Annotated in this window: 20 protein-coding genes; 4 read left to right on the forward strand and 16 right to left on the reverse strand. The window is 55.7% G+C overall.

All coding sequences use genetic code 11. The features are described 5' to 3' along the window. From C4318_08575 to manB, 7 genes are all read right to left on the reverse strand, one after another. Positions 1 to 438: helicase (locus C4318_08575; GenBank protein MER3455186.1), on the reverse strand; the 438-nt coding region annotated here is incomplete at its 3' end. Between the two features lie 825 nt (positions 439 to 1,263). Then, positions 1,264 to 1,941 (reverse strand): hypothetical protein, encoded by a 678-nt coding sequence (locus tag C4318_08580; GenBank protein ID MER3455187.1) that lies wholly within the window; start codon positions 1,939 to 1,941, stop codon positions 1,264 to 1,266. A gap of 84 nt (positions 1,942 to 2,025) precedes the next feature. Next, the gene (locus tag C4318_08585) at positions 2,026 to 2,340 is read right to left on the reverse strand and encodes a hypothetical protein (protein ID MER3455188.1); all 315 of its coding nucleotides are present in this window, start codon (positions 2,338 to 2,340) and stop codon (positions 2,026 to 2,028) included. Positions 2,341 to 2,348: 8 nt separating this feature from the next. Further along, complete coding sequence (locus C4318_08590; protein ID MER3455189.1) at positions 2,349 to 3,611, reverse strand: adenosylhomocysteinase; 1,263 nt, start codon at positions 3,609 to 3,611, stop codon at positions 2,349 to 2,351. Positions 3,612 to 3,683: 72 nt separating this feature from the next. Further along, entirely contained in the window at positions 3,684 to 4,736 is a 1,053-nt protein-coding gene (locus C4318_08595) for a bifunctional phosphoglucose/phosphomannose isomerase (GenBank protein ID MER3455190.1), read from the reverse strand. Positions 4,737 to 4,797: 61 nt separating this feature from the next. Next, positions 4,798 to 5,004 carry a hypothetical protein gene (locus C4318_08600; GenBank protein ID MER3455191.1) on the reverse strand — a complete coding sequence of 69 codons (207 nt, stop codon included), beginning with the start codon at positions 5,002 to 5,004 and terminating at the stop codon, positions 4,798 to 4,800. A 230-nt stretch (positions 5,005 to 5,234) separates the two neighbouring features. Next, positions 5,235 to 6,581: a phosphomannomutase/phosphoglucomutase gene (manB, locus tag C4318_08605; GenBank protein ID MER3455192.1), complete on the reverse strand. Its 1,347-nt coding sequence runs from the start codon at positions 6,579 to 6,581 to the stop codon at positions 5,235 to 5,237. A 239-nt stretch (positions 6,582 to 6,820) separates the two neighbouring features. On the opposite strand from manB, the gene C4318_08610 reads away from it, so the two are divergent. Further along, positions 6,821 to 7,639, forward strand: a complete 819-nt coding sequence (locus C4318_08610) for a hypothetical protein (GenBank protein MER3455193.1) — start codon at positions 6,821 to 6,823, stop codon at positions 7,637 to 7,639. A 307-nt stretch (positions 7,640 to 7,946) separates the two neighbouring features. Continuing rightward, positions 7,947 to 8,537 carry a hypothetical protein gene (locus C4318_08615; protein MER3455194.1) on the forward strand — a complete coding sequence of 197 codons (591 nt, stop codon included), beginning with the start codon at positions 7,947 to 7,949 and terminating at the stop codon, positions 8,535 to 8,537. A 97-nt stretch (positions 8,538 to 8,634) separates the two neighbouring features. Here C4318_08615 and C4318_08620 read toward each other — a convergent pair whose 3' ends face one another. From C4318_08620 to C4318_08640, 5 genes are all read right to left on the reverse strand, one after another. Next, positions 8,635 to 11,136 carry a hypothetical protein gene (locus C4318_08620; GenBank protein MER3455195.1) on the reverse strand — a complete coding sequence of 834 codons (2,502 nt, stop codon included), beginning with the start codon at positions 11,134 to 11,136 and terminating at the stop codon, positions 8,635 to 8,637. Between the two features lie 370 nt (positions 11,137 to 11,506). Next, entirely contained in the window at positions 11,507 to 11,698 is a 192-nt protein-coding gene (locus C4318_08625) for a hypothetical protein (GenBank protein MER3455196.1), read from the reverse strand. A gap of 195 nt (positions 11,699 to 11,893) precedes the next feature. Continuing rightward, complete coding sequence (locus C4318_08630) at positions 11,894 to 12,379, reverse strand: hypothetical protein (protein MER3455197.1); 486 nt, start codon at positions 12,377 to 12,379, stop codon at positions 11,894 to 11,896. Between the two features lie 206 nt (positions 12,380 to 12,585). Then, positions 12,586 to 12,930 carry a DUF3499 domain-containing protein gene (locus C4318_08635; protein MER3455198.1) on the reverse strand — a complete coding sequence of 115 codons (345 nt, stop codon included), beginning with the start codon at positions 12,928 to 12,930 and terminating at the stop codon, positions 12,586 to 12,588. A gap of 159 nt (positions 12,931 to 13,089) precedes the next feature. After that, entirely contained in the window at positions 13,090 to 14,427 is a 1,338-nt protein-coding gene (locus C4318_08640) for a hypothetical protein (GenBank protein MER3455199.1), read from the reverse strand. A gap of 352 nt (positions 14,428 to 14,779) precedes the next feature. Between C4318_08640 and C4318_08645 the strand changes: the two genes are divergently transcribed. Both C4318_08645 and C4318_08650 read left to right on the forward strand, forming a co-directional pair. Then, the gene (locus C4318_08645; protein ID MER3455200.1) at positions 14,780 to 16,840 is read left to right on the forward strand and encodes a cell division protein FtsH; all 2,061 of its coding nucleotides are present in this window, start codon (positions 14,780 to 14,782) and stop codon (positions 16,838 to 16,840) included. Positions 16,841 to 16,914: 74 nt separating this feature from the next. Beyond that, on the forward strand, positions 16,915 to 18,258 hold the full coding sequence (locus C4318_08650; GenBank protein ID MER3455201.1) for a hypothetical protein: 1,344 nt from the start codon (positions 16,915 to 16,917) through the stop codon (positions 18,256 to 18,258). An 88-nt stretch (positions 18,259 to 18,346) separates the two neighbouring features. Here C4318_08650 and C4318_08655 read toward each other — a convergent pair whose 3' ends face one another. The 4 genes from C4318_08655 to C4318_08670 all read right to left on the reverse strand — a co-directional run bounded on the left by C4318_08655 (position 18,347) and on the right by C4318_08670 (position 26,144). Further along, positions 18,347 to 20,386 carry a hypothetical protein gene (locus C4318_08655; protein ID MER3455202.1) on the reverse strand — a complete coding sequence of 680 codons (2,040 nt, stop codon included), beginning with the start codon at positions 20,384 to 20,386 and terminating at the stop codon, positions 18,347 to 18,349. Further along, the gene (locus C4318_08660; GenBank protein MER3455203.1) at positions 20,383 to 23,628 is read right to left on the reverse strand and encodes a hypothetical protein; all 3,246 of its coding nucleotides are present in this window, start codon (positions 23,626 to 23,628) and stop codon (positions 20,383 to 20,385) included. Before C4318_08660 ends, C4318_08655 begins: the two co-directional genes overlap by 4 nt. An 80-nt stretch (positions 23,629 to 23,708) precedes the next feature. Further along, entirely contained in the window at positions 23,709 to 24,767 is a 1,059-nt protein-coding gene (locus tag C4318_08665) for an undecaprenyl/decaprenyl-phosphate alpha-N-acetylglucosaminyl 1-phosphate transferase (GenBank protein ID MER3455204.1), read from the reverse strand. Positions 24,768 to 24,776: 9 nt separating this feature from the next. Beyond that, complete coding sequence (locus C4318_08670) at positions 24,777 to 26,144, reverse strand: hypothetical protein (GenBank protein MER3455205.1); 1,368 nt, start codon at positions 26,142 to 26,144, stop codon at positions 24,777 to 24,779. Positions 26,145 to 26,263: the final 119 nt, after the last annotated feature.

Genomic DNA, 26,263 nt, shown 5'->3' on the forward strand with positions numbered 1-26,263 from the left:
CAGTTCAAGCTCCCGGATGAGCAGGCCGGCCATGATCGTCTTGCCGGCGCCGGCGTCGTCGGCCAGCAAGAACCGGACTCGGGCGAGTTTGAGCAGGTGATCGTAGACAGCCTCTAGTTGGTGCGGCAGGGGGTCCACCCGAGAGATGGACAGGCCGAAGTACGGGTCGAACTCGTAGGCGATGCCGAGGGAATACGCTTGCAGCCCGAGCCGGACAAGGCGCCCGTCGCCGTCGTAGGAGTGTCGAGCATCGAGGATGGTGAGGGCCTCGATATCGCGAGTCGTGAGGATGACGCTGCGGAACCGCTCCGACTGCGTGCCGACCAACCCCACCACCCACGTGTCCGGGCCGTTCGGGCGCACGGTCTCCACGCGCATTGGCTCGTCGAACAGCGAACCGGAGAGAATCTGGCCTTCAGCTAGGATCTTCTCGCTCATCTCCGAGTTTTCTTTGGCAACAACGGCTCCGTCTCCTCCTCCGTACTAGCACTTCCATCATCTCCACCAAACTTCTCAGCGGAAAATGTAGTCGCCCGTTTGCCGTCGTCTTGTTGATCACAGAGAGATCTCGTTGATCACAGAGAGATAGGTAATAAAGCCTCCCTAAGTCTGTTGGCCGCGCCTCGGTTCGTGTAATCGTCCAAGCCCCAAGTTGGTGGCCAAACGTTGTCATTAATCATGGCAACAGGTACCGACATTTTGGTGTGGAAGCATCGGGAACCAGGTCCCAAGGCCGCACGAACGACGCTTCGAGGGCTGCCAGCAGCCCGAATTGCTGGTCTGGGTAGTCCGGCGCGATCGGAGCAGCGCACTCCACCACGGGATCGAAGTCACTCATAGCTGAATGGGAGCCGCCTGTTGTTTTGCAGCCGAACAGCTAGAGTTGGCGCACACCCCTCTGCCAACAGGCGAGTGCAGTTCGCCTGGACGGCTCTTCGATTTACAGGATTACTGCGCCCTTGTTGCCCTAGAACGCACGCTCAGATTCGCGTGCACTTTTACTTCCACAAGAAGTTGACCTGCTGCGCATCGAACTAGCTCCGGACAGCATTCTGGAAGTGGAGCTATGCCGGTACAAAGCCTACAGAGACGTCAGCAAAAAATACGAACCATTGGCTACCCAAACGTAGCTCGGGTCGTGTAGATAAATAACCTGAGACCTGCAATGCTAGTTCTCTCAGTGCCAGCACGGCACGCCAGAAGTCAATGTCGGTGAGGCTGTCATGTTCTTGGAAGGTCATCCACTACTTATGCTCCAGATATTTAACCTCCAAGAGCCGCCAGTATGCCTATGAAAACGAACACTCCAAAGATCGTCAGATCGACAGCTCCTATCACCATTGCTGTTGTGGCCTCCTTGAGGATATGAGCAGGAACAGCGATTTCCATCAGCGTCTTCCGCGAATCAAGGGCCATCACAAACGCAACCAACCCACACGCTAATGCACCTAACGATAAGACAAAAGTAATCAGCGCTGGAGCGGCTGTACGTGTGGCGAGTAATGCACCTACCGAGAAGACCAAAGTAATGGCGAACACTAAACCAGCGATTCCCCAGACCTTAGCTTTTCTTGCTCGATCCAACGCACGCTCGACGTCTCTTCCAAGATAAGTAGCAGGCAATCCGGGAAAAGCTGCACCGGGAATAGGCAACGTATACAGCTGAGGAGTCGGTGGCGGTACAGCTACGATCCTGGCATTAGCTGAAACTCCCGGGTTGCCTTGAGCGGGCGGTGGCGGACTTTGAGTCGCGCTAGGTGGGGTCGATTGGGGGCCAGCCGTCTCGCCTGCCAATACGGCATCAGTGTCCGAACTCGGAACCGGCAAAACTGTCCGCACTTGATACTTGTGCCCGCCGGGACAGTAGTACCAAGTAGCGGTAGGAGTCGACCGCATCGTGATCGGCAGCTGGCCACACTCAGGACAACCTTGTGCGATCATTTCGGCCTCCCCAGCTTTTGGGAATTTGGGGCCATTTTATCACGGTGGATCAGGGAACGATGGGGGGGTGAATACCCCGGTCCCTTATTGGGCTGCTGCGTGTCGCCAGCTGAGCGCGTCCGAGTAAATCCGATAGCGCTGAGTTTTTCCAGCAATAGTAGTCGAGTCCGATGGAGAATTCGCACACCATCGGCCAGACATGTCAGTCAGCTCGGGGTAACGGGCCGAGGCTAGCTCGCCGTCCTTGACAATATCTGCACCGCCAGCCACATATGCACGCGCAAGCCTCGCAGCGTCGGCAGGGAGAGAACTTTCGGAAATTGGGCGACAACTAGAGGAATCCTCGGGGGGAATTGAAAGCGCTCTTCCGCCTGAATGCTGTCCACAGCCGGCACCCACGTGGTCTCTCAGGTACCAATAGTCCAGGCCTGCAAGTATTCCTTTTGAGCAGGAGTTAGCACGTCTATCTCAATACCCATCGAGTCAAGTTTGAGCCGGGCGACTTCGGTGTCTATCTCGGCAGGAACGTTGTAAACCTTGTTTTCTAAGCGGTCGTGGTTCTTGACGATCCATTCGCTTACCAGAGCTTGGTTCGCAAATGACATATCCATGACTGCTGCAGGATGCCCTTCCGCAGCACCGAGGTTGACCAACCTTCCCGACGCCAGCACCACCAGGCGCCGTCCGTCCTCCATCACGTACTCATCTGCGAAAGCGCGCACCTCTCGCTTTTCCTTGGCCAGAGCCTCGAGTGCTCCCAGATCGATCTCGATGTCAAAGTGACCGGAGTTGGCCATGATAGCTCCGTCTTTCATGACCTCGAAATGCTCTCGCCTCAAGACGTCGCGGTCGCCGGTGGCAGTGATGAAAATGTCGCCTATGCGGGCTGCATCGTTCATCTTCATGACGAAGTACCCGTCCATGACTGCTTCGAGGGCTCTCAAAGGATCGACTTCGGTCACGACAACGCGTGCACCTAAGCCAGAAGCCCGCATGGCGATTCCGCGTCCGCAGAATCCGTATCCCGATACCACTACCACCTTGCCTGCGATCAAGACGTTGGTAGCCCGGATTATCCCGTCCATCGTCGATTGTCCGGTTCCGTAGCGGTTATCGAAGAGATGCTTGGTGTTCGCATCATTCACTGCCACTATCGGGTACGCAAGTGCGCCTTCGGCCTCCATCGCCCTCAAGCGAATAACTCCGGTAGTTGTCTCCTCGGATCCGCCGATCACCGTCTCGCACTGCTGGCGGCGTTCTTTATGAAGCGTAGATACCAAGTCACAGCCGTCGTCCATCGTCATAGTAGGAGACGCATCGAGGCATGTGTAAAGGTGTCTGTAGTAAGTAGCGCTGTCTTCTCCTTTACGGGCAAAGACCGGAACGCCTTCGTCCCGAACCAAGCTTGCCGCCACATCGTCTTGCGTAGAGAGAGGATTGGATGCACACAGGTAGACCTCGGCACCCCCGTCGCGCAAGGTTCGCACTAAGTTCGCCGTCTCCGTGGTCACATGAAGACATGCCGCTATGCGCTGGCCTTCGAGTGGGCGTTCCTTTGCAAACCTGGCCCTGATAGCGGCAAGGACCGGCATCTGACGGTCAGCCCACGCAATGCGCCTCGCCCCCTCCGGAGCTAGTGACTCATCTGAGATGTCGTAATTAGCTTCCACTTGCCCTCGCTTGGATCTCAAGTATCCGCCGGCCGCCTATACCTATACAAAAGAGTCGGCGCCGGGCCACCCTCAAAGACGCTTTTTTAGCTCTTCTATTGCAGCGACAGGACCTGGGTCTATGCCCTCTCCCACCGCTAGATATAAGCTGGCGTAATCGCACACGTATATCAAATCGAGGAGCTGCCCCAAAGGATGGTCTCCCCGAGCGTGGACCTCGGATACACCCGCTACACACTCTCTGATGATCTCGCGAGTGAGCTCAAACCGTTTGCGGACCTGCGGATGCTCAAAGTCGTTTCTCAGCTCAACAAGGTGGATCAGCTGACGAGTGATGTCACCATGCTGCCCCCATCCTGCGAGCTCGTTGTGGTCAAGCTCTGGGTAAACGCTCCAGAACGCAGGGGACTTGGCGTTCTCATTGATTTGGCATTTAAATCGCTGGGCCGCAACAGCAGCGATACCCGATCCGTAGATCAATGGGATTTTCCTAGAAATCTCTGTGGCGAGTTTTTTTGCGGGGTTTATTTCTGTGGGTACATCTGGAAGTAAACTGCTACGGCGGGCCTGAAGGTGGCTTACAGCTGCGGCGAGCTCGTGCTCAAACCCTCCCCACATCCCCATCTTCTCCATAATCGTAAATACAGGCACTAGCATAGATGCAAGGGCTGCCCTGGGTTGGATCCCAGCAGGTACTGGCACGAATGCAAATCCATTTTCTTCAGCTAACTCCTTTAGATACCCACCAGAGCTCACAACTACTACCTTGGATGAGCTTTCGATTGCGTGGGTAGTAGCTTCGATCGTCTCCTCAGTATTGCCCGAATAAGATACCGAGAACACCAGGGAGTGCGGACCCAGACACCCAGGAGAACGATAATCCTTCACCACGACAATCGGCAGACCGCATCGCTCGGCCATGAGTGCCTCTACTATGTTGCCTACTATGCCCGAGCCTCCCATCCCCAAGACAAAGATGTTCTCAATTCCGTCGGGATTTGGGGGATCGACCTGAGAAGCGGCCTTCGAGGCTTCGGCGAGCTGCTCCGGAAAAGAGGCAGCCAGACCAAACATTCCCAATGAATCGATCTCTTCGAGGTCGGAGAGTTCGTCTAGATTTCGCACTCTAGTTCTCTTTATCTAGCCTTTTTGTCTTACATTCTCTTCCAAGCGCTCTTCCAAGCGCTCAGTCCTGCTGCTCTCCGCTCGAATCGCTATCTTGACGAGCAGGGCGCTCGGCTTCTTCAACCAGCATCACGGGTATGCCATCTCGGACCGGGTATCTAAGCCCACATTTCAAACAGACAATCACTGACTCTTCTTCTTTGTATTCGACATCGCCCTTGCAGTCGGGGCAGGCAAGAATCTCAAGGAGTTCCCGATCTACGGACACCTCCACCTCCTCTCGTCGCTAGTTTCTGGAATCCTTAGTACCTCAAAACCTGTGATCTACCCCCCTGGCATTGGTTAGGCCACTGATGCATCGCCTCGCAACAATGTGGTCGATGTTGCATCTGGCGGCGTAACCTGCACACTTTACACTACGCCTTGTTGTAAGTGTGCTGCGAGACTAATTGCAGCTCCTGCTGAGCCGTGGCCCGTGGCGCCGAAAACTCGGCGGCCTCAGCCTCTCACTACCTTCATCACCTTGGGAAGCTCTTGGTCGAGAATTTCTTGCGACTCTGCCTCCATATTCAGGCGAAGGAGCGGCTCTGTGTTGGATGGTCTCAAGTTGAACCAAAAGGTCGGGTACGAGATCGTGAGTCCGTCAGTCCAATCCTGTTGGCCGTCGGGGTAAGCCTTCGCAACGGCCTCTAGTATCGCCTTCGGATCCTCCACTGCAGTGTTGATCTCGCCGGATGAAAAGTAGCGCTCGAGTGGCTTTCGAAGCTCTGACAACGGTTCGCCTCGTAGAGCAATTTCTTCGAGAACTATAAGGGCTGCGATTATCCCCGAGTCAGCTCTGAAATTGTCCCTGAAGTAGTAGTGTCCCGAGTGCTCGCCGCCAAAGTAGGCTCCGGTCTCTGCCATCACCTTTTTTATAAAGCTGTGGCCGACTCGTGTACGTATAGGTACACCCCCGTTCTCCTCGATGATCTCGGGTACCGCTCGAGAGCAGATCAAGTTGTAGATGATTTTCTCGCCTGGATGTTTCCGCAATACCGCGCGTGCGACTAGAGATGTCGTAAGCGATCCTGAGCATGGATTGGCTCGGTCGTCGACGATGAAAACCCGATCTGCATCACCGTCGAAAGCAAGTCCTAAGTGTGCGTTTCTCTTCAACACCTCGGCTCTTAGATCCGCGAGGTTCTCGGGTTGGATCGGATCGGGAGGATGGTTGGGAAAGCTCCCGTCCAATTCAAGGTAGAGAGGTACAACCTCAATGGGTAAAGTCTCGAAAACCGCTGGCACTACGAGCCCGGCCATGCCGTTGGCTGCATCCACAACGACAGTGGAAGGCTTGAGCACGTCCTTGTCGATAAAGGATCTACAGTGTTCTGCATAGTCCGCCAACAGGTCGCGCTCGGCGATTTTGCCGTGTTTCAATGCAGGACGGTAGGACTTCCTGTCTAGCTTTTCACAACGCCTCTTCAGATCAGCCAGCCCGGTCTCTTCCGAGATCGGAGAAGCCTTCGGCCCACAGAACTTAGCTCCGTTGTACTCGGGAGGGTTATGCGAAGCCGTAAAGACAGTTCCGGGGAGATCTAAGGTACCCGAGGCAAAATACAACATGTCGGTACTGGCCAATCCCAGGCGAACGACGTTGGAGCCCGCTGATGTAACTCCTTCGATAAATGCTTCTTCCAACTCCGGGGAAGAGAGGCGACAATCACGAGCTACAACGATATCCTTGCCTTCCCACATCTCCGCAAATGCCACACCCAAGGACCATGCAACGTCCTCGTTGATCTGAGAGGGGTACACACCCCTGACATCGTATGCTTTGAAGATCTCGGGATTAGAAAGCACGATCTCGAGGTATTCCTCCGCGTGAGCCTACATAAGCTCAGCATACGCTGATCACTGCGTGCCCTCTCAATTGGGCACGTCTCCCTGTGGCAACCGGGAAAATAACGGGTGGAATACTAACAGGAGTCCGATTTACCCCCATCGGCTTTAGGATCCACCCCATTGTCTAGGTGCTGGGATGATCCCAGCTTACGAATAGCTCAAAATCGGGGGAGTGAGTCTGGAGGAGGGGCAAACACGTGCCTTACCTAGAACCTGCAAGCCGCCATCCCGTCATCTACTTCGAAGAGGTAGGTGTGGGACCTGTAGTCCTACTGGTGCACGGGTGGGGAACGACTAGCCGCATCTGGGATCCAGTCGTGGCAGAACTTTCGCGAGAAGCCCGCGTGATCACTTTTGACCTTAGAGGGCACGGAAAATCGGAGGTACTCAACGTTCGCCATGACGTCGAAACGTTCGCCTCTGACATCCAGCTTGTAATAAGCGAGCTCAGCCTTTCGGAGGTTGTTTTGTGCGGCTGGGATCTCGGTGCCCAGGCAGCACTTCTTTACGCTGCTAGAGGAGCAAGTGGCCTGAGGGGGATGGTTCTCGCTTCGACTATGCCGTTTTACCTCGACATTTCTCCCAAGACGACCAACTGGAATAAAGAGTTTTTGACTGAACTAGCAGAACTGGCTTCCCTTCCTCGACCCGTCTTTTTGAAAAATTACCTGAGCCGCTATTTCTCTCGGCAGCCCCATGACGAAGTGGTCGATTGGCTGGTTTCGCTGGGTCTAGAGGTGCCGGCATGGGTAAGCGCAGACTGTTCTGCAAGCCAGTTCTCTATCGACCTCCGTCCAGCCCTAGGCTCGATTGGAGTATCCACTTTGGTAATCCACGGCCGTAAGGATCAGATATGTACTTTCGAGGCAGCGGAGTACCTGAACGAAGCGCTTCCTAACTCACAACTTGCGGCATTCGACGACTCGGGACACCTGCCTCAACTGGAGGAGCGTCGGCGTTTCGTCGACGAAGTTCTCAACTTCGTCGATCCATCCAGAACTTCTCGGCGGCCTTGAACCTGCGCTCGTCTGTTCCATATGCCAGCTAGCAATGCCGACCCGTTGTACTCACTTTGTACCTGGCGCATCGCTAACGTTTTCGATAGCGTCAACTGGCAAGAGGCCTCGCTGAGATCATGCCGAAACTTCTAAGACGTATTGTTACTGTTTCGAGATAACGGACTTTTACAGCAATTATTCCCCATACCGTTGCCAAAAACAGGCCTGCCACTTTTGATAGCTGCTATCTCGGCAGGATAGCGTCGGTGATTATGTCATTTCCTTGCGCCATAGCTGGCCCATGCTTTGGGGCTGGAGGTGGCGCATGGGAGATCGCCAGGGAAGCGGAGGGCGTTCGCCAAAGCCCGACCGAGGTTACTTGGACGGCAAGCTCTTCAAAAAGTGGCGGGAGGAAGCTGGGATCTCGCTCAGGGAGTTCTGCCGCCGATTCAAGCAGAAGACGGGAATTACGATTGCAGACTCCAACCTATCCGCAATGGAACAAGGGCGCAGAAGGCTGCCCGACGAGGTAATTACCTACGGCGCAGAGATTCTCGGCCGAGACCCTCTGGACTTTCCTGAGTATCGACTTCGCCAAATCCCCGTGGATGTTCTCACCGATCCATTCGCCGATCGACTTTTGCGAATGCTAGTGCGTATGCGAGAGCTTGACGAGCTACAGCGCGCAGAGCTAAGAGGATCTGCCAAGCTGCTAGAGCTAATGGAGGAAGAGGTATCCTACTCTGGCATGAGCGAGCGCGGCGGCGCTGCTTCGACTACTGGAGAGAAAGAGCCCCAAGGCTTTTCTAGAGACTCGAGTCCACGACCTGTGGGGGAAACCGACAAAAGCGCAACGATCGAGGCGCGCCACAAAAAAGAGGTGGCTCCCAAAACAAGACGAAATTCCAAGCGCTGACAAACCGATGGCTAGCGAAAGAATCACACTACCAAAACGTCTCGCCTCGATAAGGCCGCAGATCGACCGAGAACTCTCCCCGGAACAATCGGACCCCCTACCGCAGGTATCCTTCGGCGAAGTACCACTCGGTGGACAGTGAATCCAGCCCCATCGAGGCGCTTCCGCCTTTAGCTTTCCACCCCGTAGGGCTCGAGTAGTAGAAATAGCTAGTCCGCTCAGCGACGAATGGTTGGCCATTGGTCGACTCCAGAACCGTCGATGCCGAGACGGGCCCCACAATCGAACCTAAATTCAGCGTCGTCCTGGAAAGGGGCCGAAGGGATAGATCCCTTATGACTGGTGAGCCTCCCTGGACCATGAAAGTCGCTCTTACTACAGCGGTATCTGTCAGCGGATTGGACAATAGAACCCAGGTGTCGAAGCCAGGCCCGGAGTATCCCTCGGTTAGGTACCACTTCGTTCGAGGCGCAGGTGTGGGCTCTGCGACTGAACCATCTGTTATCCCGTGGTAGTTGAAGTACTCTGCCCGTTCCGCAGCAATTGGTACGTTCGATCTCAACGTTATCGCGTAGCTCGTACCGGACACTCCTGGGACGGTGGATGCTAGAAGCGTTGCTCTAGATCGAGGCGCCACTCCGACTGTCGTGACCTTTGGAGTAGATCCCTCGACGAAGAACGAGACGTCAACTGCAGCCCGAGTCGTAGTGGGATTCTGTAGCAACACCCAAGTGTCGAAACCAGGCCCGGAGTATCCCTCGGCAAAGTGCCACTCTTTCGACGTCTGGGCCAAAGCTGGCGCAGCTGCACCCCCGTCCCGCTGCTCCCCACTCACCGGCGAACGGTACCGAAAATAAGTAGAGCGCTCCACTACCACGGGAATATCCGCCTCCACGGAGGTCGAAAATGCGGCAAAGGAGAAACCTGTTACCGTCGATGGGGCCAACGTGTATCGCCAGTTCGGTCCAATCGCAACCGATACAGTCTGGGTGTAGCCGTCGTCTCTCATAAGAGTAAAACGGACGTTTGTCGAGCTAGTCTGCGGGTTGAACACCTCGATGTAAGTGTCGAACTCGTCGGTCTCGTACCCCTCGGCCAAGAACCAGCTCGTTCGGGGCTGCTTTATCCCCTCGGAGCTGTGGCCGCCGAGCCATCCCCTGTATCCAAAGTACATTGCTCTCTCGGCTGCGATAGGTAGATCGGAGGTAACTTTTACCGCTATCTCGCCGGGCGGAGCCAGGTCGTTCAGGCGGACGCTTGAGCGCGAGTTGGGGGGGAGATCATAGCGGAACTCTGCTGGCGACTGGCCTGCTCTCTGAATACTGAGAGTTGCCGCTGTTGGAGAAGAATTAGGGTTCAAAAGAAGGATCCACTCGTCAAATCCCGGCTCTGGCTGGGTGTACACCTTTATTGAACGGAGTCCCAGAGCTGCGCGGAAAGCACCCCCCTTTATCCATTTGGACGTTGCAACACCTCCCTGCATCCCATGGAGCACTGCCCAAGCCAGCCCTCCGCCCTGTGTCCTCCGACTCAGGTCTATGGCAAAAACAGTGTCCATACCGAAAGCTGCTGCAATCTCACCGGACGTAAACGAGACAGACCATTGCCGGTAAGGGTTGTCGGGTATCTGACTCCACGGATCTGGAACCGGACGTAGGTACGGCAAAGGCGATCCGGACCAGACGTCCTCGTTAGCCTCGGTATAACCTCCCGAACTCGAGTGGTACACCGCAAGAATCGGGTTGCCTCCATATAGAACAACCTGTGAGGAGGTGGCGTCCACAGCAGTACGCCACTGGGCGCCGGAGGGCCCTGCTTCCTTACTCCATCCCACATAAGCCTGATCTTGCACAGAGGCGAATACGGTGCAGTCGCAGCCGGGCCTGTGGTCACCCGAGGTTCTCGCCTTGTATAGTGCGTACGTCCTGGCTGCTACTGCTTGCGCTTTGAGGGCCTCTACAGGCCATGAAGAAGGCATCTCGCCTAAGCCATAAAGGTACTTGTCGTAAGTGGTCACGACCACGACGTGAAAGGCGGTGTCCGAGGACTTGGTTACTTCTATGTATCCACGCCCATACGTCTTGTTAGCCTGAGCTATCCATATCTGCGTACCCGACTCCTCGAAGCCCAAAATCCGAGCCCAGGAAGATCCTATATCCCAGCTAGTGCCGGAGGGATCCCGCAGTCGCAAACCCCCAGAAATTGCCTCCAGGTGCCACTGGCCCGCGGTAGTGCCCCACACTGAAGCACCGACCTGGATCTGGTATCCACCACCACTGCCATAGAAGTCAATCGAGGAAATATTCTGGAGAATGCCAACCCGAATGCTGGCTGGCAATGGGATGCCGGCCACATAGCTTCCTTGGTAGTAATGTCGAAGAATGGCCGTGTAGGTACGTCCCTCTTTGGCCTGACCCAGCGCTCCGTACTGGCTCATTCCCAACCCGTGGCCCCACCCCGAGCCCGTGAGGTTGAACACGGGATCAGCAGCCGCCTCCGTAACCCCCCGGATCTCGGCTACGGGAAGACCAGTGGCGACAAGCAACGCCAAAAGCAGATGGACTTTGAAGCGTCGAGAATATCGGGTCAGTCTCCGCATCCTTTCCTTGGGCGTGCGCCAGATTTCTGTGCACTACTACGAGAACCCGCCCAGGTCCGGTTTGGATCGCCCCCGGTTATCTTTGCACCCCATTTTCATGGGATGCCCCAATACTAGTAATTGCGATAGTATCACCTCGTGGGAGTGAACAAGGCAAGCTCTTGGATGAGCTTCCAAGAAACCGCCCTTTTAGGGCGAAGAACTTGCCAAGCAGGATTACTACGAGAGGCAGAACATCGGCCCCGGGGAGCAATACCTAAGACTCAAACAGCGCCCACTGAGCCCTTTTGGCAGTTTTCCGCAACCTGCGCGCAATCAAAGGAAGGGTGTCATCCCCTTTTGAGTTTGAATCCTAGGGCGCTGAGTGGACTCATGCAGTGCGACGGACTGTCGCGAGATCTAGCACCTTTTCAAGGGCGACTTCCTCATATCGCCCATCGCTTTTCCGCTCCCACCAGCGGTGCTCACACCAGAAACAGGACCTGAAGATAACGTCGTCCTTGGAGTGGAGCCTCATGCTTATTTCCATGAACTTTTCCGAGCCACACTGGGGGCAACGCATCTTAACCTCCCTACGCCCATATCGCATTGTCCGGAGCAGTCTCGTTGTCGATCACTTTGACTAGATCCGGAGAGTGCCTTCAGCTCTCGCATGCTCTGTATCGTCTGGAGCCGCTATGCAACTACAGCTTCAAGAAGAATCATTTCGAAAATAGGCAAGAGTAACTAGTCCGTCGCGCAGCGAACACGAGGAGACTCAGCGCAGAAGTAACGCCCCGAAAGCCGCTAGGTTGAATCCAATGTGCGTTCCGATCGCGTACGAAACCGATCCCGTCTTTATTGTCATTCCAGCAAGAATGAGGCCCAGCACCAAGAAAGCGACGAAGGCCCATGCGTTGAGGTGCACAGCGGCGAATAGGGCTGCAGAGCCAATCGCAGCAAAGGCTTTTCCCCAGCGTCCTTTGATTAGCTGTAAGCCGTATAGAAGTACCCCGCGAAAGAGCAACTCTTCGGCAACTGGCCCGACTACGCCTCCCACGGCGAGAAGAGCCACTTTAGCCGAGAGAGAAAAAGTTTGGAACTCGCGCTCGATGACGCCCATCGCTTTTTCTGGCGAAAAGTCCGAGACCACCCGCTGGACTACCAAAAATGCGGCGACAGCAACGAGCTGAACGCAGATTCCTATTGGGATCCCAACAACTAATCCTTTTGTCCACGGCCCCCTGATCCGCAGGGCGCTCAAAGCCCCTCGGGGAACGGCATAAGCCAAAACCAGACAAGCCTGCGTCAGTTCGAGGGCCGCAAGGGATACTAGGATCTGCCGCCCAGATGGTTGTTCCCGGACTCCACCTCCAGAAAAAAAGTAGGCTGCAACGGACGAAGAAAGCGAAGAGACCAGGAAAATAGTGACTGCAGCAAAAAGAGCAGAAGTTTTAGAAAGCCGATCTCTCAGGCTGTCGCCCTCTCAGGTCTTCTCGCTTCTATTGTCTGGAATGAGCCACTCTCTTGTGATCCTTCAACCAGAAGTGCTGGGGAAGCCTGCCGTCTATCGAGGTAAGTCCATCCCAGTGGTGCGGTAAAACGCTCGGCGTGGTCTACGCACAGGTCATAAGAGCCAGGCCCGGCCTCAGCCCAAAGATCACACAACCAAGCCTCAGCTTTCGCGTAATCGAAAACCAACGTGAATGCCGAGGAGCCCTCGCATCCAGCTCTAGCGCATCTCCGAAGCGGCACTTTCCCGCTGCGCCGGTCTGGACCTATCGGATTCCCGATCCCTCTTCTGTCTGTTTTCATAGACGGCCCCGGTCTTTTCTTCGCAATCTCGTTGTAGTAGCCCCATCTACAAGGCTATTAGCTACGAAAAAAATGTACGGCTAAGACGGTCCGATGGCAAGGACCCGCATGTATCGGCCGCTCGCGAATGACACAGACCGACCGACAAAATCCGACCTACTACGGGCGAACGAAAACAGGCGTACCCACCGGGACCCTAGGGTACAGTGCTTCGATCTCTGGCATATTCATGCGAATACATCCGTGTGATGCGGGCGAACCCAAGGCTCTCACATTCTGCGTTCCGTGTATCAGGATCCCGGGAGCGTTTAGCTGCAATGCCCTAGTGCCGAGTGGATTGTCGGGACCCGGAGGGATAAAGGGAGGCATTTCTTTACCCCAGGTGTCAGGTGCGGGATTTGTCCATGACGGATTCATGATCTTTTGTACTACCCGGAACCTGCCAAATGGGGTCGGATACTTAGGCGTGCCTGTGCTCACCTTGTAGATGCCGGCGAGCGATGCGTTCTCGTAAAAGTACAGTCGTTGCTGACTCACCCTGACAAGAATCGCCGTAGTAATTCCCGCCCCTTCTTTTACAGGAATCTGTTTGTAAGGCAGGCGAACCACTCCTGGATCTCTGCCCTCGATGAGGTCGAGTGCAGCTTTGAATACCATGTCCGATGCAGCATCTCCTTGCAGCTCTACACCTGGGGAGGGAGGGCGAAAGACGATGTCGTCCGTTGTCTCTTCTATGGTCGCATCGGTAGGCTCTCTGTTAACTTCGCCTGCTATCGACGCCACGACCCGGCGCTCGACAGCATCTCTAGATGGGAGCACTTCAAGAGGCAAATCGACGGCTGGACCTCCCCGCCCTAACCATCTATGCAACCGCCCGAGAATTCCTTCGCCCTTACCAACCCCAAAAGCACGATCGAGCGATTCTTCTATGCGCGGATCCAAATCAAGGGAAGAAAGAGAAACCGAATAGCTTCGCCCAGCGGCGGTCAGGTACAGATTCCGCGCAGAGACTTTGGCGACCTTGGCAGCAAGAGCAGCCCTAGCTTCTTCCCTCGTGAGACCACCGATGGGTACATTGGCTACCGAGACGCCAGGAACAATCCGTTCTGAGCGGCTCTTGTCATAAGCAAACGCAGAAGCCCCGAGCAATGTGAAGACCGTCAGAGCAGCTGCTAACACCGTGGCTACTGCCGAAAATAGCCGTCTGAGTCCTCCCTGTGCCCCAACGACTCCTGCTCTCCACGACACGGTGTGTGGCTCAAAAAGCACCTCTCGTGTGCCCTCGCTAACCGAACCAACCGCTTCGACCTCTGCAGGTGACGGCGCACTAACGGAGCCATTCTCGGGCGCCGATTGAGGATTCGTGCTAATTGAATCTCCCTGAGAGTTCAATTCGTCTTCTTTGGATGAGCACGCGGACATAGGCTCTGCGCCCGAGGACGTAGGTGGTTGGTTATTGCAGAACTCTTCGACGAGTCGCTCTTGGCTCGGCACCATGATCGTCTAAGAATACAAGCAAATTTGGTGGACGGCCGAGCGAATCCGGGTTCGGCCATTCGTGAGCGGAAAACTAACACCGTAGCCACTTCCTAGGGCTTCAGTACGCAAGATTCGGCTCGCTTCCACCTACGCTGCATAGTTCAAGCTGAAGCCGATGAAAGGTGAGACAGCGCGGCATTGTCGAGTGGAAATGCCAGATCGTAGCTTCCAGAAATACTCTGTGCGCAATGCGAAACGGATGGCATCTGCGAGCGGCTAAGATGTTGGGGCCGGAATCCCCATAGCTGGAGACGTTACACCCTCCGGTGATTGATTTCGGGCTGTCAAACCTAGAGCTACATTGGGAAACATGGATTACGAGACACCTAGAAGGAATCCTCAGTCGCCACCTCCATCGCCACCAGAGTCGCCGGGCTTCCCGAGGTGGATAATTGCCTTGGCGGTTTTGGGATTTGTAGCGGCTATTCTGGCTCCTTACTTCCTCTCCCAGCCGACACCCGGCATGGCTTACTCGGAGTTCAAGACTAAGCTTTCCCAGGACCAAGTAGAAGAGGTAACGATCAAGCCAGACGGCCAGATAACTGGTCGTCTAAAGTCGGGGGAGGAGTTCAGCACGGCGGTGCCCGTCGCCATCCAAGACCCCGATTTGATGCCGGCCCTCGGCCAGCACGGCGTGAAAGTACGTGTCCAGGCTCCTGCCAATAATACTCTCGCCAATATCTTCAGTTGGCTCCTTCTGGCCGCACTGCTGATTGGATTTTGGGTGTGGGTCAGTCGCAGAGCGCAAGGACAGATGGCGGGGATCATGAGCATCGGGCGGTCGAGAGCAAAGGTTTACTCCACCGAAAAGCCCGACACCACCTTCGAAGATGTCGCCGGATACAAAGGCGTGAAGGAAGAAGTGGCTGAAATCATCGAGTTTTTGAAGAACCCTAAACGCTTCAGGGAACTCGGAGCGAGGATTCCCAAGGGCATACTTCTCGTCGGTCCTCCAGGGACTGGAAAAACCTTGATCGCTAGAGCAGTTGCCGGAGAAGCGGGAGTTCCCTTTATATCCATCACGGGCTCTGACTTTATGGAGATGTTCGTAGGCGTGGGAGCCGCCAGAGTAAGAGATCTTTTTCAAACCGCCCGCAAGAATGCTCCGGCAATCGTCTTCATCGACGAAATCGACTCTATTGGGCGCAAGCGAGGCACAGGACTTGGCGGAGGGCATGACGAGAGAGAACAGACCCTGAATCAAATGCTATCGGAGATGGACGGGTTCGAAACCTCTGAGGGCGTAGTCGTGATGGCTGCAACGAACCGTCCCGACATTCTTGATCCAGCTCTACTGAGGCCGGGGCGTTTCGATCGCCAAATCGTGATACCGCTGCCCACCCAGGAAGAGCGAGTAGCAATTCTAAAAGTCCACACGAAAGGAAAGCGCCTAGCCAAAGATGTAGATCTCTCGATCCTAGCAAGAGGTACGCCGGGATTCTCGGGTGCAGACCTCGCCAACCTAACGAACGAGGCCGCTCTCTTCGCTGTACGTCGCGGGCGAAAAGAAATTACCGCAGAAGATTTCGAGGATGCTCGCGACCGGGTGATCATGGGCCGAAAACGAGAGTCTATGGCCATTTCTGAAGAGGAGAAGCAGGTAATCTCGGTTCACGAAGCCGGACACGCTCTCCTCGCGTATCTTCTTCCTAATGCAGACCCCCTTCACAAAGTGACGATTCTCCCTATGGGGATGGCGTTGGGCGCCACTCACCAGCTCCCAATGGAGGAAAAACACATCTATCAACGGGAGTACATCCTCGACCGGCTAGCAGTAAGCCTCGGTGGAAGGGCAGCAGAGATGCTCGTTTTCGGAACGATATCGACTGGAGCATCCAACGACCTCGTCGCAGCCACAGAACTTGCCCGCAAGATGGTAAGGGAGTGGGGTATGTCGGAGCGCCTTGGACCCATGGCATGGGGAGAACAGGGTATGGTTTTCCTTGGAGAAGATCTTGTCAAAGCACACGAGTATAGCGACGAGACGGCCCGTGTAATAGACGAAGAGGTTCAGCGAATTCTAGAAGAGCAGGATGCTCGGGCCCGAGAGATCATCTCCAAGAATCGCGATGCTCTTGAGGCTCTTGCTGAGGCATTGAAGGCCGAAGAGACGATCTCCGGAAGCGTGGCCGGCGAGATTATAGATCGGGCAATTGCTTCGCGTAAATCTATCCCCGAGGGACGACAGCAGTTAGATGTCGATTCTCTAACATCCGATGCGAAGGCGCCAGATTCCAAATTTGCTGCAGAAACTTCTCCGGAGGAGTCTGCTTCGGCTTCAGCCTCGTTGAGCGAAATCGCAGACGAAGAAGCCGCTGTGCACAAGCTTTCGGAATCAAACTTGGGCCCCCAATCGAAACCATCGGGATAAGCGAACCGTGCCAATCAAGCTCGCTTAAACTCAGCGGCGTAGGAGCTATTCTCGAGCTCGTATCGCAAACCTGAATGGATACCGACGCTAAAAGACGCTCTGTCCCGGCCGGGCCTCAGTTGCTCACGTCCAGGCTACTTCGTCGCTTCCGCATCGCGACGCTGTCGGTGCGATCCATACTGAGAGCTGGGGTGACCCGTATGCGCCTGGTTTTTACGTCCCATGATCGAAAGGACGAGCTCGTTTCAGTAGCTCAGCTCAGGACAGCACAAGACGTGGCGAGAGAGCTGGGCAACATGAAGGGTGCGATCATGAAGCTAGGTCAGATGGCTTCTTTTGTCGCCACGAACCTCTCTTCAGACATTCGGGCCCACCTAGCTACACTTCAGCAGGCAGCCCCTCCAATGTCGTGGGACCTCGTCCAACAGCAGATCGAGGCAGAGCTCGGACAGCCACCGGACAAAATCTTCGAGCGAATCGAAAAGACACCAGCTGCTGCGGCCTCAATAGGACAGGTGCACCGTGCACTGCTCGAAGACGGAACTCCAGTTGCAGTCAAAATCCAGTATCCAGGGGTGGACAAGGCTATAGAAACAGACCTTGAAAACGCTTGGGTTCTCAAACTACTCATAAGCAGAGCGTTCCCTGGGGTCGACCCGAACTCGATTTTCGAGGAGTTCAGAGCCAGGCTCACCGAAGAGCTCGATTACAGGAACGAAGCCACTAACCACCGAGTTCTAGAGCAGGCTTGGCGAGGCGATCCTTGTGTGGTCATACCGCGTGTATTCGAGGAACTTACGACAAAGCGGGTTCTCGTAACTCAGTGGTACGAAGGAAAAAAATTCGACGACGTCCTTGCAGCAGCTCAGAACGAAAAAGATCGGATCGGCGCCGAGATTTACCGGTTCTCACAGGAATGTGTCGGGAGGATCCACTTCTTCAGCGGCGATCCGCACCCCGGTAACTACATATTTCTCGACGACGGGCGCATTGTCTTCTTGGACTTCGGTTGCATGAAAAGACTAAACAACGAGACTCTCCGAGCGCAGAAGCGCATTGTCGAGGCAGCCCGACGCAACGACACCGAAGCTATGCTGGAGTCGATGAAAGAAGCTGGCTATGTGAGTACAGACACCACGGACAACCAAGCCGAGACGATTGCCCACTTTTTGAAAACGCTTATAGCGCCGATTGTAGAGGACAAGCCCTACCGGTTCACCCCTGCGTCCCGGGCCGAGGTCGCCCGCTTCTTTACCACTGACGACGATAAGGCCGAATCCGTAAGGAAACTGTGGAGCCTCCCCAAGGACCTCGTTTACTTCAACCGTTTGAATCTAGGTATCGCAGGAATTCTGACCGCACTTCAAGCCAGAGCAAACTGGCACAGGATTTACGAGGCGGCCTGGGCAGACGTGTAATGCCTCCTATTGATAGGTACGCGTTGTTCCCAATCGCGCACCCTAGGATATCGGCCGCTACTACGATGTCCACCGATGCCGGAAATAATTAGACCGAGCGAACCGGGTTCTGTTGGTCCTCCCGTAGCGCAGCTACAAGATCCCGGCGGCATAGAGGCCCTATCCACACCGAGTGCAATTGCCCCTTTTTTACCAGCACTGTAGTAGGGACATCCTCGATTCGAGCCGACTCGAACAGGTCTGGCTCCTCCTCGTAAGCTACCTCAACTACAGCTCCACCGTACTCTTCGGCCGCTGCATCGAGTAGTTCTCGGGTGGCTAGGCACACTCTGCACCCTTCGTGCGAGAAGAGTAGGAGTACCGTGCCGGATGCTCCACGACCAGCCCCGGATAAAGACGTTTGTCGGGCGCGATCCGCAAGCGATAGGACTACATCGGGGGCTAGGTAACCGACCCCTTCTACCATCCGAGGGCCTTCCCGTTCGTTGTTGGCTGCAGCGCTCCGGCGGTTAGCCCTCCGATCCAAAACAACCACTAGAACCGCTGCCGCCAAAAATGCCACCCCGAACGCAATCCCGCTAGCGCCTCCGGGCACCGCCAGCCCCGCCTTGGAAAACTCGGCTGACAGGGCGGGCTGGGTTCGCTTTGGGATTTCTAGGGGAATCAGCGGAAGCACGTCAAAACCCCTCGGCGCAGAATCATTCCCAACCAACAGTGTCGCCTCTGCCACCACAGGAATGTCGGAATCGACTAAAACTGTCCGAACACCAGGTGGAAGCTGAATAGATCCAAAATCGAGAGTGAGGGATCGGCCTTGGCCGATCTTTAGCGATTCGAGACCAGGGATGGTAGAAACGGTTCCAGATCCGAACGCGGAGACCTTAAGCGTTGCATCTCGATCCGAAACATTCATTACAGAAACGAAGCTGCGCGAACCTGGGGGCAACCCTAGAGCCTCGGGTTCTTGCATAACCCACCTTGCATAAGCTCTCGGGTGCCCTCCCGAGATGCCCAATCCTCTCCCAGGTGGTCTCGGTCTAAGAGTTGCCGCTGTCAAGATCGGCTTGCCATCAGGAGCCTCCACTCTTATGCCATAGCGCGCACCCTCTCCCAGACCCGGAGCCGGAGTGAGCGTAACAGCTGACTCACCCTCTACTTCGAAAGTACGAGGACTAAGTAGTTCGGAGGAGGTCGGGCTCACCGAGTCGTCGGGTACGATTCGAACTTCAACTTTGCGGCGTTCCGCCAAGGGATTGGCCACCGAAAGAATCGATTTCGAACCACCGCTTCCAGAAAAAGCTGGAAACATCCAAGCAGAAGATTGTTCAGCAGACCCTGTTATACGTGCAATGCCCTCGCCGAGCTTCTTGCCGTCTGACGTAACCTCGACCGAACCCACCACTTCTCCAGCAGTGGCCGTCGCTTCGACAGCCAGCGCCCACCTGCGACGGGACTCGTCGCTTATTCGATAGGCAGCTTGGCTTGAGGACAGTACCGGTAGCTTCTGAAGCTTGGGTGGCTCGTCGACGCCCCCTTCAGAAATAAGAGCGACATCTACGACGGCGTCGTGACCAAGAGGATTCGCGAGATAAAAGTCAGCATTGCTACCCCTCACACTGGACCCTCCTGCAATGCTCAAGTGATCGGAGAGAGAGGTTGCACAGGCACTCGCCGCTACATCGGTAACAGGACCGGTGCTGACGTCGCTCGCAGACGCCACCGCTGCGGATGGTCCGTCCAGCTCGACTACAGCAACGACCCCAGCAGACTGGGAATCGGTGATTACGGCTGGAAATGTCTGGGGCGTAATCTCCTTGCCGATATCCAACGAAGCTGTTGTCAGGGCAGGAATCTCCAGCGATTTTGTTTTTATTGGCTTTCCCAATCCCGATATCGTCAGCCTTCCTGAAAGGGTCTCGGCACCCGGATTAGAAATAGCGATTGTCTCCGTCCTCCCTGGGCGTGGCGCAAGCCCAGTGCAGAACCACGTAGACGACGTGGTAATAGCAGTACTTGATCCTCTTATCTCCCCTTCCGTGCCGGGCTTTTGGAGTACCAGTCCGGCTCCCGCAGCTGCGAATAGAACCACTATCAATGCCGCTTTTACTAAAAGGTCGCGCCCGTTCATTTCGGCGCGGACGCCTCCTCCGGCGGTGCCTCGGTCGTCTTCGAGGGTTCTAAGAAATCCTCGACGATGCCGAGAGCAGCAAGTCGTTCGGGAACGTGCTCATCCCTTCTTCGCGGGTGTGCAGTTGCTGCCACGACCAATAAAACGGCTATTCCAACTACGGGTAGCCACCTGGTCGTGCGCTGTCTAGAAATATCTTCGTAACCCAATCGCAGTCGAAGTTTGTCACCGTGAGATGGGAGGCTCCTCACGTCGAACAAACAGGCCCAGCCGAGCGCCTCAGCGGGTCTGAGCACTTCGTCTGTCCGGCCTTGGACTTCGTCGTACATTCTCAGTCCCGCATCACATTCCTTGAATACGATCACCCCGACGTGCTTGCGAGTCTCGACCGTCCCCGGAGCTTGAAGTCGCACCGAGTCGAATGCCGGTGCTACATCTGTCAACTCCGTATCCAACCACCTCCTGTGAAATCGGTCGACCGGAAGCCGCGCAACCTCCGCCACTGGAGCATCGACGGAAGTTGCAGTCCACACGGCGGAGTCCTTGTTCACTCGAAAAATTCGCATGCCTCTGATGCCACGTACTTCCGTTATGTCTAATTGACGAGAAAGACTCTCCGCAATCCCGGCCGGCAGAGGCCTGGATCCGACAGGATATGTGCCAGGATTTTCGGGAATAACCACATATCGGACTCCGAGCAGTGCAAAGAGCTTGCCACCGCGAGTGAATCCCTCTGACTGCATCTGTGACAAGACCAACTCTAGAGAATCCTCAAAACGCTCAGGGCGAGGAGCAAGAGGGGCCAGCCCTATAGAAGGCCATGGACCAGTGATTGAGTAAGCGCCTCCCACTCCCCCCGGAAGCGGTCGCGGATTCTCGGGAAGTGCCTCCCGAGATCCTAGCCATAACACCGATACTTCGGCTTGCTCTCCTCCGATCCCAGCATCCGATAAAGCCTTCACAATTCCAGTTCTGCGAATCCCGAGATCCCCGCCGACTTCTCGGAAAACTCCAGGGCCCATTGCCACCAGGGCTACTGCAACAACCGGCCACAACAACACCCTCGCCAATGTGCTTAGCCGCTCTTGGGATATGGCTTTGTCCACGAGCTCATCTACTCCCAGGCCGGCCGATAACGAGAACGACAATGCAACCAAGCAGAACACCGCCGGGAAAGACTCCAATACAGGAGGAAGATGTCCTTGCCCAACGAGCCACACCCCCGCAGCGGGGATTGCAGCACCGAACAGACTCCGGGTAACCCAAGCAAGCCGCTCCTTGGTACAGATGACCACAGCGGCAAATGCCAGAGCTGCTAAGAGGTATCCGAAGGGGGCGGCTCCCAGCTCGGTTGTGTGCATACGAAGAACACCCCCGACACCAAGTTGTACCCGGCCGTCGGGCCACCCCTCCACTGCCCTTGAGACAAGGTCTCTGGCAGAGCTCTCCGAGAATACCGATGGATGAGCGAGCAGGGCCCCGATTCCCGCACCTATGACTGCTATGAGTACTGAAGCCAAAGACCTCCAAAACTTTCCTGCGACGAGAGATCCGAGGAAAACTCCGGCAGCAGCTGCAACAACGAACAACGGCGCAAGCGGCTCGAAAGCCGCCATTGCGAAGGTCAGGAATGCCAAAAATGCGGCGTGGCGCACTATTCCCCTTCTCGCAAGCACAGGAGAATAGACGAGTCCTACAGCCCATGGAAGAAGCGCTGCCGTCACAATTCCGGATAACGAGCCACGTTCGTAGGAAGCGACCACTGGGGCCGATAGCGAGTACAGCGCTGTCGCGAGAGCTGCTCCTTCCCATCTCTTAGCGCCCGAGATCCGGCGTACATTGGCCCATAAGCCCGCCGCCCCAACAAGGTAGGCGAGGGGCAGCAGCACCTTGACCGCCGCAGTTGGGCTGCCAGCGGTCAACAGCTGAGCCGCACCGGCAAGAAGAAGCGCAGTCGGGGAGTACCCCGAGTAACCAACTCCATCGGGATGCCAGGATGCGAAGTAGCTCTCAAGAGGAGCGAGTCCTCTCGGGCTAAACCCGATTTGTCCCACCACCGGACTCCCTCTCGAAAAGAGCAGGTTTCTCGAGGCAAGTACAGTGAGAACGATCCAGGCAACCCAGAAGATCACAGCTGGTTTAGTCAGTTCATGGAGAAAGAACTCCCACATCCCCGAGCCAGTACCAGCGAGAATGTGCCGCTCACCTTCACTCCCTGCCAACGCCTCGCGATGCAGTTGACGCTCCAACACCGAGCGCACTCGAAGCGATCCCTTTGTCTGTAGGTTTGCGATGTCGGAATCGGACACAACCCTTGCCTTTTGGGTCGTTGACCTAGCCCTCAAAACTGGCCCCAGTGCAACGAGGTAACGAAGCCACACACCCACTTTTTCTAAAACTCGAGGCGGACGCCCTGTCGCAACCCGGAAGGCAACTTCTGCGGCGTCTTGAACCAGCAGAGCAAGTAGGGTCACCAGCAACCTCGAGACTCTGTAGCACTTGGTAATAATCCTCATGCGGTTTCGCTGGGCCAATAAATCCCGGTGCTTGACAGGTGGAAGATCAAGGACGGATGGATCGTGGTACGCAACAGCAGACGGCACTACGACTACTTTTTGTCCAAGAAGGTGCGCTCTCCAGCATAGGTCGAGGTCTTCCTCGAGAGAATCCAAGGCAGGATCGAATCCTCCTATGGATTTGAAGAGACTGACATCGACTGCCATGCAAGCAGTCGATACAAAGAAGACATCTCGTACTAAGTCATGCTGGCCCCTATCGACCTCGCCCGGGTCGACCAGAGACCTGTGGTATCCATATCTGTCGACCCCGAAGCCTATCTCTCTTAAGACTTCGGGGTGGTGCCAGTCCCTTATTTTGGCGCCCGCAATAACTGCGCCGGCATCGTCGGCACCCTCGATCAACATCCGCACGGTCTGAGGCTCTAGAGCGACCTCGTCGTGACAAAAGACGATCCACTCACAGTTGTCCAGTGGCTCGTATAAGACCGCGTTCGCTCCGCCGGCAACTCCCGCGCCCTTGGGCGGGGTGATAACAGGTAGTCCGTGCGATGCTGCTATTTCGTCCGCGCTACTCCCTTCACCAAGATCTACAACCAGCACCTCGAGCTCGGGGTAGTCCTGAGCTAGGACCGAGACTATGCACGCATCAAGATGCGGTGAGCCGGCTGCGAGAATAACGACCAGAACTCTTGGAAGCTGAATTGCCTCGCCTTCCCGTTCCATGTCGCCACGATGCTAACACCGATTCCCACCGGTCTTGCACATAGGAGGCTAGGTAGCCAGTCCATGACCGGACTGGCCGTCTAACTGGCGGTTGCTGTCCCTCGAGTGTCGTCTCTGTCGAACACAGGTCTACTAGGGGCCCCTCTTGCCTCCAGTAGCGCTACTCCTGCCGCTCCCAATAAAAAACAAACGGCTATAGGAACGACTCCCCACCACCCAGAAAGCCGAGAAGCGACAAAGGCCCCGATTCCGCCAACTGCCCCGCACCCCCACAGAACACCAATGGCCTTTCTTCTGTCGAGTCCCCACTCCACCAGTCGATGAGATGCGTGATCCGTACCGCCCTGGGTCACGGGTACGCCTCGTCTCAAGCGAGAGATAGCTACCAGAACCGTATCCAAGAGTGGAACTATGAGCACCAGAGCTGGAATAGCCAATCCCACGGGCTTTTTTACCGTCGGAAACTTCAACAAAAGCCCCATTACGGCCACAAGAAAGCCGAGGATGTGACTACCAGCATCCCCCATAAAAATCTTGGCCGGTGGGTAATTGTAAAAGAGAAACCCCAATGCTCCGCCAGCCAATGCAGCGGCCAAGGTTGCCACCAGATACTGGTCGAATGAGACAGCCAACGCAAAAAATGAGCCGCAGGCCACCCCGGTGAGTCCGGCCGCCAAGCCGTCCATGTTGTCGGAAAGATTGACGGCGTTGACAACGACTACGATCCACGCGACAGTCAACGAGGCATCGAGAAGTCCGATCTTGGTTACGGAGGCGGATACTCCGCTTCCCACCAAAACCAGCGCTGCCGTCACCTGACCCACAAGCTTCAGCCAAGGATCCATTCCTTGAACATCGTCTTGGAGTCCGATTACAAGAATCACAAGCCCGGCCAAGAGAACGCCTTTGAGAGTCCGGGCAGCCGCCGGTACCACCAACCACAATGCAACTCCAGCAGCGGCAAAGATACCCACCCCACCCAGGAGGGCGACGGGTTCAGGGTGCGCCTTGCGCTCTGAGGGTATGTCCGAAAGACCCTGCGCGATCGCGAACCGGCGTAGAAGCGGAATTAAGCTTGTCGCCGCCACGACGGCCATTGCGAAGACGACACCGTACAGCCAGGATGGGGGACGGTTCACCTACTCCTCTCACAGTCTTTCGAGACGTCCCTTCGCAGGCCTGGCTCCAAATACATTGGCTGCATCAAATATGAGCTTCGCAGACCCGAGTACCAGATCGACGTCGAACTCCCGGTGAGCGACGAGACCTATTACTAAATCTACAGATTCGATGGCTTCTCTACTAAGGGGAGTAGAACTTACGACCTTTTCCCCAATCATTACGCTTTTTACATATGGGTCGGAATAAGAGACATGAGCTCCCAGCGAAGCCAAAATCTCTAGTACCCTAATAGCCGGAGAATTCCTGGTATCGGAGACCCCCGCCTTGAAGCTAACTCCCAAGCCCAGAACTTTCGAGCCCATAACCGGCTTACTGACGGAGTTGAGCATTCTAGCGACGCGTTGGGCGGTGTACTCGGGCATACGGGAGTTGGCCTCAGCAGCAAGTTCAATAAAGCGAGCATGGAAATTAAATGTTCTGGCTCTCCAGGCGAGATAGTACGGATCCACCGCTATGCAGTGGCCTCCCACGCCAGGCCCGGGGCGAAATCCCATATATCCAAAGGGCTTTGTCTCGGCCGCCTCTATAACTTCCCAGATATCTACCCCCATACGCTCGCACAACAGCGCCATCTCGTTCACTAGGGCAATATTGACCGCCCTGAAGGTGTTCTCAAGGAGTTTCGTAAGCTCAGCTGCTTCGGGAGTTGACACCACGTAGGTCTTCAAAGGTGCCTCTTCTGTCATCGCTGCAGCCAGCAGTGCTGAAGCTTTCTCAGAGCACCCAGGGGTTACTCCTCCCACAACCTTAGGGGTGTTAGCAACCGTCCACTTCTTGTTCCCCGGATCGACTCTTTCGGGTGAAAATGCAAGGCTGAAATCGACACCCACTCTTCTCCCCCCCCGCTCGAGAATGGGACGGACTACCTCGTTTGTAGTCCCTGGGTAAGTTGTAGACTGCAGGATCACGAGTGTCCCTGGACGCATGTGCCTCTCGACCGTCTCCGAAGCAGTAATTACGAATGTAAGGTCGGGATCCTTAGCAGGCGTGTAGGGAGTCGGAACACAGATAAACACGGCGCCACACTTGCCTATGGTGGCCGGATCCGATGTGGGAGTAAGGGTGCCCTGCCTTACTAACTCGGCCACTGAAGCGTCTTCGACATCTTCGATGTAAGACTTCCCTTGGCAGAGTTCGCTAACTCTCGAGACATCGGCGTCATAGCCAAAGGTACGGAATCCGGTCTGAGCATAAGAAATAGCAATTGGCAAGCCTACATACCCAAGGCCTATAACACCCACTACGAGAGACTTGTCGCGCACAGCCGCCTTGAACTCATCGACGGAACTAACACCGCCTTCTTTGGGTGGCAAGCTATGGCCCTCAGATTCCATGCCGCTCCTTCCACCACGAGATCGTCCTTCGCAGTCCCTCTTCCAGACCGACCTTGGCCTTCCACCCCAAAATGCGGGAGGCCCTGTCGACATCGGGAACGCGGCGCCTGGTGTCCTCA

Source organism: Acidimicrobiia bacterium, from assembly GCA_040289475.1.
Taxonomy (GTDB): Bacteria; Actinomycetota; Acidimicrobiia; order ATN3; family PSLF01; genus PSLF01.

Excerpts from the sequence above, each read along its gene's own strand:
- C4318_08580 (MER3455187.1), bottom strand. The coding sequence starts at position 1,941 with ATGATCGCACAAGGTTGTCCTGAGTGTGGCCAGCTGCCGATCACGATG.
- C4318_08615 (MER3455194.1), top strand. The coding sequence starts at position 7,947 with ATGGGAGATCGCCAGGGAAGCGGAGGGCGTTCGCCAAAGCCCGACCGA.
- C4318_08620 (MER3455195.1), bottom strand. The coding sequence starts at position 11,136 with ATGCGGAGACTGACCCGATATTCTCGACGCTTCAAAGTCCATCTGCTT.
- C4318_08625 (MER3455196.1), bottom strand. The coding sequence starts at position 11,698 with ATGCGTTGCCCCCAGTGTGGCTCGGAAAAGTTCATGGAAATAAGCATG.
- C4318_08635 (MER3455198.1), bottom strand. The coding sequence starts at position 12,930 with ATGAAAACAGACAGAAGAGGGATCGGGAATCCGATAGGTCCAGACCGG.
- C4318_08640 (MER3455199.1), bottom strand. The coding sequence starts at position 14,427 with ATGGTGCCGAGCCAAGAGCGACTCGTCGAAGAGTTCTGCAATAACCAA.
- C4318_08645 (MER3455200.1), top strand. The coding sequence starts at position 14,780 with ATGGATTACGAGACACCTAGAAGGAATCCTCAGTCGCCACCTCCATCG.
- C4318_08650 (MER3455201.1), top strand. The coding sequence starts at position 16,915 with ATGGATACCGACGCTAAAAGACGCTCTGTCCCGGCCGGGCCTCAGTTG.
- C4318_08655 (MER3455202.1), bottom strand. The coding sequence starts at position 20,386 with ATGAACGGGCGCGACCTTTTAGTAAAAGCGGCATTGATAGTGGTTCTA.
- C4318_08660 (MER3455203.1), bottom strand. The coding sequence starts at position 23,628 with ATGGAACGGGAAGGCGAGGCAATTCAGCTTCCAAGAGTTCTGGTCGTT.
- C4318_08670 (MER3455205.1), bottom strand. The coding sequence starts at position 26,144 with ATGGAATCTGAGGGCCATAGCTTGCCACCCAAAGAAGGCGGTGTTAGT.